Genomic DNA, 5,690 nt, shown 5'->3' on the forward strand with positions numbered 1-5,690 from the left:
CGCGGAGACCGCGACGAAAGTGCCGGCGGCGGGGTCGTTGCGCAGCGCCTGCGTGGTCGCGTCCGAAACGCTGCGGCTGCCCGGCTCCCGCCCCGGCCAGGCGGCGGGGGAATAGCGGGCGAACAGCGTCATGTCCTCCCCGCGCAGGGCGACCAGGCCCTGGGCGCCGAGGTCGATCGGCGCGAAGATGGCCTTGAAGCAGTCCACCAGGCGCAGCGAGCCGATCGCGATGCCCGCGAAGGACCCGTCGGGGCGGTCGATCCGCTTCGCCACCACCACCGTCCACGTCCCGTTGACCCGCCCCACCAGCGGCCTGGAGATGACAAGCGTGGATCCCGATGCCTTCAGGGCCTGCTGGAAGTACTCGCGGTCGGCGACGTTCACCGGCCCGCCCGGCGGCAGGTTGGTGCCCCAGCGCAGCGCACCGGTGGCGTCGGCGATCCACAGGTCCTGGAAGTCGTGCAGCAGGAGCTTCTGGTGCGCCAGGTAGGCCGTCAGCCGCTGCGGCTGGATCGGCCCTTCGCGCAACTGGTGCACCACTTCGCTGCCGATCGCCGCCAGGCCGACATCGAGCTTGTCCAGCATGCCCGAGACGGTGATCGCGACCGAGCGGGCCAGGTTCTGCGTGGTCGCCTGGGCGTGGGCCTCCTGCTGGCGCAATCCCTCGAGCAGGGCAGCGCCCGCCAGCAGGTAGACGAAGGCGTTGACCACGAGGAGGCCCGCCACGAGGCGGGCGGCGATGGATAGGCTGGGGGAGCGCATGTCCTTGCGCGCGCCGTCTGCGCGCTACTGCACGGCCCCATGCTTGACGGCGACGCGGCGGGCGGCCTTGCGCGCCGTCAAAGCCGCGCGCGATCGGCCGCGGGCGCCGCGCGCCGGTGCGCCTTCCTTCACGCCGGCGCGGCGGCGGCGCTCAGGGCTGCATCAGCAGCCGCATCGTCCTCTGCCCCACGCGCCGCTGCGGCGGCAGGCCCTTGGCCACGAACTCCTGCTCGATCGCGTCGCGCGTGTTGCGGCCCATCACGCCGTCGGGCGTGACCTGCGCGTGCCCGCGCTGCGCCAGCCAGGCCTGCAGCTCGCGCACCTGGGCGCGGGTGAGGCCGGGGTCGTCGGTGGGCCAGGCCGTGGCGAAGTCGCGGCCGCCCGCGATCTTGTGCGCCAGCAGCGCCACTTCCATCACGTAGCGTTCCGAACGGTTGTAGCGCAGGATGGTCTCGAAGTTGCGCGAGACCAGGAAGGCCGGCCCGGGCAGGCCCACGGGCAGGAAGGGATACATCTGCGGGTCGTTGTCCAGTTGCAGCGTCACCGGCTGGCCCTCGGCGGTCAGCACGCGCCAGCCCTGCGCCATCCACTGCGACAGCGGCCGGGCGCGGTCCGCCAGCCGGATCGACTTGCCGGAGGCGGCGAACTCCGCCTGCTGCGCCTGCGGCACGGCCACTTCCAGGTACACCGGGGCGTTCAGGTCCCAGCCGCCGCGCTGCTTCAGGTGGTTGGCCGTGGTGGCCCAGGCGTCGGCCTCGGAGTTGATGATGTCGGCCACGCCGTCGCCGTCGAAATCCACTGCCAACTGCTCGAAGCTGTCCGGCACGAACTGCGTGCGGCCGAAGGCCGCGGCCCAGGAGCCCTGCCAGTTGTCGGTGCGCACCCGCTTGTCGCGCAGCACGCGCACCGCGGCATAGGCGCGCTCGCGCGCGACGCAGGAGCCGGTGCCGGTGGCCGACGTCGGGCAGGGCCGCAGGCAGGCGTAGCTGAGCGCCGCATCGAGCACCGGGATCTTGCCCTGGGCCGGCCCGAAGTTGGTCTCGATGCCGTAGATCGCGACCACGATCTCCTTGGGCACGCCGAACTGCGATTCGATCTTCTGCAGCGTCTGCGCCTCGCGCGCGAGGATCGCGCGGCCTTCGCGCACCCGGTCCTCGTCGGTGGTGGCGGCCAGTTCGTCCCACCAGAAGGTCGGCTCGCCGGCGGCCACCTGCATGGACTGGCGCACCCGGTCGTCGTACTTGCCGGTGGCGGCGATGCGTTCGAAGTCGGCCCGGCTCAGGGGCCGGCCGGCGGTGGAGGTCTGCTCGGCCAGGCTCTGCACGCAGGCCGAGAACTGCTCGGGCGTGAGCGGCTGCTCGGGCGGGCTCTGGGCCCAGGCAGGGATGGACAGCGCGGCGGCGAGCGCGGCCGCCAACAGGCAGGGTGAGAGGAAAAGGGAAAGGCGCGTGGGCATGGCGGCCAATATAGAAGGGCCCTTGCGCGCCGTGGGGTCGCTGGCGCCGCTCGTAACAGTGGCCCTGGCGCGGCAGCGCACGCCCGACCGGCGGGCGGCAAGGCAGGGCAAGCGGTCCTGTTACACATTGAAATTACGGGAAACTTGCTCTCACACCGGAGGCGCGTGCACGCGCATGCGTCGCATCGTCTCCATCAAGAACCAAGTCGTTGCAGCCGGCCGGCCATCGGCCGGCGGGAGAGGGAGACATCCCGTGAAAATCTGGCACAAGATCCTGGTGGCCCCCGGCGTGGCCATCGCTTTCCTCGCGGTCCTCGGCGCCGTGGCCTTCCTGATGCTGCGGCAGCAGCACGACAGCCTCGACGGGCTGGTGACGCAGCGCATGGCCCGCTTCGAGACCGCCGCCGATGCGGCGCGCGACATGGCGCAGGTGCATTCCGGCGTCTACCGCCTCATGACCTGGATGGCCAACTACGACGAGGCCCGCATCAAGAGCTCGCTCGAGGGCCTGCGCAAGCAGATCGACGAGGTCTCGGGCGGCCTCGCCAAGCTCGGTGCCGGCGACCTCGGCGCCGACGAGCGCCGGCTGGTGGAATCGGTGCAGCCCCTGCTGGCCAAGTACCGCTCCACGGTGGAGAAGGGCGTCGACCTCGGCACCGTCGACATCGCCATCGGCCTGATGTCCTTGCAGAACGCGGACACCCAGTTCCAGACCGTGGTGCGCGACCTGGAGGAACTGGTGGCGCTGGAGCAGCGCCTGGCGCGCGAGAACTACGAGGCGGCCGGCGTCGCCTACGAGCGCACGCTGCTGGTGCTGGGCGCCCTGGTCGCCGCGGCGGTGGCCGCGGCCCTGCTGGTGGCGCTGAAGATGAGCCGCAGCATCGTGCGGCCGCTCAACACCGCGATCGCCACCGCCAACCGCATCGCCGAGGGCGACCTCACCGTGAAGGTGCGGGCCACCGGCACCGACGAGTCGGCCCAGCTGCTGCGCGCCGTCGCCGCCATGAACGACGGCCTGCGCAAGCTGGTGGGCGAAGTCTCCAGCGGCGCCCGCATGGTGGCCGACACCAGCACGCAGATCGCGCACGGCAACGTGGACCTGTCGCAGCGCACCGAGGAACAGGCCAGCACGCTGGAAGAGACGGCCAGCTCGATGGAGGAACTCACCTCCTCCGTCACCCAGAACGCGCACAACGCGCGCCAGGCCAGCGAGCTGGCGCGCGGCGCCGCCGACGTGGCGCGCAAGGGCGGCAGCGTGGTCGGCGAGGTGGTCAGCACCATGGACGGCATCTCGGCCTCCTCGCGCAAGATCTCCGAGATCATCGGCGTGATCGACGGCATCGCCTTCCAGACCAACATCCTGGCGCTGAATGCCGCGGTGGAGGCGGCGCGCGCCGGCGAGCAGGGCCGCGGCTTCGCCGTCGTGGCCGGCGAGGTGCGCCAGCTCGCGCAGCGCAGCGCCGAGGCCGCGCGCCAGATCAAGGGCCTGATCGGCGACTCCGTCACCAAGGTGGATGCCGGCAACAAGCTGGTGGACACGGCCGGCAAGACGATGAACGAGATCGTCGCCGCCGTTACCCGGGTGAGCGACCTGATCGCCGACATCGCCGCCGCCAGCCAGGAGCAGAGCTCGGGCATCGAGCAGGTCAACACCGCCGTCACGCAGATGGACCAGGTGGTGCAGCAGAACGCCTCGCTGGTGGAGGAGTCCACCGCCGCGACCGAGGCGATGAAGGAGCAGGCCGGCACGCTGCTGCAGCTGGTGGCCCGCTTCCGCCTGGGCGAAGACGAAGCGCCCGCCGCTCCGGTGGAACGCGCCCGCCCGGCGCAACCCGTGATGCCCTCGATCCAGGTGCGCAGGCCGGCGGCCGAGCCGCTGGCCATGCCCGCCGCCCCGATCGCGCAAGCCCACGCGCAGGCACCGCGCAACGGCGCGGGCTGGCAGGAGTTCTAGGCCACCGAGGCGCCCTGGACGCCGTGCCGCGCCAGGGCATCCGCCACGAAGCCCGAGGCCTTCATCTCCTCGACGAAGCGCGCGAGTTCAGCGGCGGCCGCTTCGCCGCGGCTGCGCGCGCAGCCCATGGCCTGGCGGATCACCATGAAGCGGCCCGGCAGCAGCCGCAGGCCACCCAGCGGCGCCGCATCCTTTTCCAGCTGCTGCTTCACGCCCGCGGCCACCTCGGCGCCGGAGTCGAGGAAGTGCTGCAGCACGGCCTGCGAGGACGGCGCGTGCACCAGCTGCGCCTGCTTCAGCTCGCGCGAGAGGAACAGGTCGTAGGCGCTGCCCTTGCCCGCCACCACGCGGATGCCGGGGCGGTCCACCTCCTCGTTGGCCTGCAAGGGCGAATCCTGCCGCACCAGGAAGCAGCCTTCGATCAGCACGTACGGCGGGGTGAAGCGGATCGCTTCGCCGCGCAGCGGGTCGATGGCGAAGAAGCCGATGTCGGCCGCCTCGCGCGCGACCGCGTCCACCGAGGCGCCGGCGGTCTCGAACACCGCCAGCTCGATCGCCACCCCGAGCCGCTCGGCGAAGCGGCGCGCGAGGTCCACCGACACGCCCTTGGCGGCGCCTGTGGCGTCGCGGCCGGCGAGCACCGCGTTGCCCAGGTTGATGGCGGCGCGCAGCCGGCCCGTGGGCGCGAAGGCGCGGACGATCTCGGGTGAAGTCATGGCAGCTCCTCTGGCGGCCGATGGTACCCGGCCGGGAGCGCAGCCCCCTGCGCCTGCAGGGGAGCGGAGACGACAAAGCCGGCGCTTGGCCGGCTTGCGTCTGGTGCCCAGGAGAGGACTCGAACCTCCACGGAGTTACCCGCTAGTACCTGAAACTAGTGCGTCTACCAATTCCGCCACCTGGGCATTTCAGGAGTCCGGGATTGTAGAGCATTTCGGAGGCCCACCGCGGCGGCCGTCACAATCGCGCCATGAATGACCGACCCGTCCTCCTGCAAGCCCTGCCCCTGATGCCGTCACTGGAGCGGCAGCTCGCCGAGCGCTACACCGTGCACCGCCTGCCCGCCCCCGGTCCCGACCGCGAGGCGTATCTGCGCGAGCGCGGCGCCGGCTACGACGGCCTCGTCACCTCCGCGGCCCATGGCGCGGATGCGGCCCTGATCAACGCCCTGCCGCGCCTGCGCGTGATCTCCAGCTTCGGCGTCGGCCTCGACCAGCTCGATCTCGCCGCCGCGGCGCAGCGCGGCATCCCGGTGGGCTACACGCCCGACGTGCTGAACGACTGCGTGGCCGACCTCGCCTTCGGCCTGCTGCTGGCGATCGCCCGCCGCATCCCGGAGGCCGACCGCTTCGTGCGCGCGGGCCGCTGGAGCGCGCAGCCGCCGACGCCCTTCCCCTTCGGCCGCCAGGTGAGCGGCGCCAGGCTGGGCATCCTGGGTCTGGGTCGCATCGGCCGCACGATCGCCAAGCGCGCGAGCGGCTTCGAGATGGACGTGCGCTACCACAGCCGCCGCCCGGTGGA

General features: G+C 72.0%; 5 protein-coding genes and 1 tRNA gene. 2 read left to right on the forward strand and 4 right to left on the reverse strand.

Annotated features, from left to right (window positions below):
- Both VFM98_RS21685 and VFM98_RS21690 read right to left on the reverse strand, forming a co-directional pair.
- On the reverse strand, positions 1–762 hold a 762-nt coding region (locus VFM98_RS21685), incomplete at its 3' end, for a hypothetical protein (RefSeq protein WP_325111966.1).
- 151 nt (positions 763–913) lie between these two features.
- A complete protein-coding gene (locus VFM98_RS21690) occupies positions 914–2,218 on the reverse strand; it encodes a lytic murein transglycosylase (RefSeq protein WP_325111967.1) in 1,305 nt (434 codons plus the stop codon).
- 253 nt (positions 2,219–2,471) lie between these two features.
- On the opposite strand from VFM98_RS21690, the gene VFM98_RS21695 reads away from it, so the two are divergent.
- Positions 2,472–4,172 (forward strand): methyl-accepting chemotaxis protein, encoded by a 1,701-nt coding sequence (locus VFM98_RS21695; protein WP_325111968.1) that lies wholly within the window; start codon positions 2,472–2,474, stop codon positions 4,170–4,172.
- On the opposite strand, the gene VFM98_RS21700 is transcribed toward VFM98_RS21695, so the two are convergent.
- The gene (locus tag VFM98_RS21700) at positions 4,169–4,888 is read right to left on the reverse strand and encodes an ABC transporter substrate-binding protein (protein WP_325111969.1); all 720 of its coding nucleotides are present in this window, start codon (positions 4,886–4,888) and stop codon (positions 4,169–4,171) included. The two genes, VFM98_RS21695 and VFM98_RS21700, sit on opposite strands and share 4 nt — an antisense overlap.
- A 101-nt stretch (positions 4,889–4,989) precedes the next feature.
- A tRNA-Leu gene (locus VFM98_RS21705) sits at positions 4,990–5,074 on the reverse strand.
- 65 nt (positions 5,075–5,139) lie between these two features.
- On the opposite strand from VFM98_RS21705, the gene VFM98_RS21710 reads away from it, so the two are divergent.
- A partial coding sequence (locus VFM98_RS21710) for an NAD(P)-dependent oxidoreductase (RefSeq protein ID WP_325111970.1) occupies positions 5,140–5,690 on the forward strand: 551 nt, incomplete at its 3' end.

This window comes from Ramlibacter sp. (assembly GCF_035706265.1).
In the GTDB taxonomy this organism is placed as follows: domain Bacteria; phylum Pseudomonadota; class Gammaproteobacteria; order Burkholderiales; family Burkholderiaceae_C; genus Ramlibacter.

What these genes read in the sequence shown, in the direction of transcription:
- VFM98_RS21690 (WP_325111967.1), bottom strand. Translation starts at nt 2,218, where the DNA reads ATGCCCACGCGCCTTTCCCTTTTCCTCTCACCCTGCCTGTTGGCGGCC.
- VFM98_RS21700 (WP_325111969.1), bottom strand. Translation starts at nt 4,888, where the DNA reads ATGACTTCACCCGAGATCGTCCGCGCCTTCGCGCCCACGGGCCGGCTG.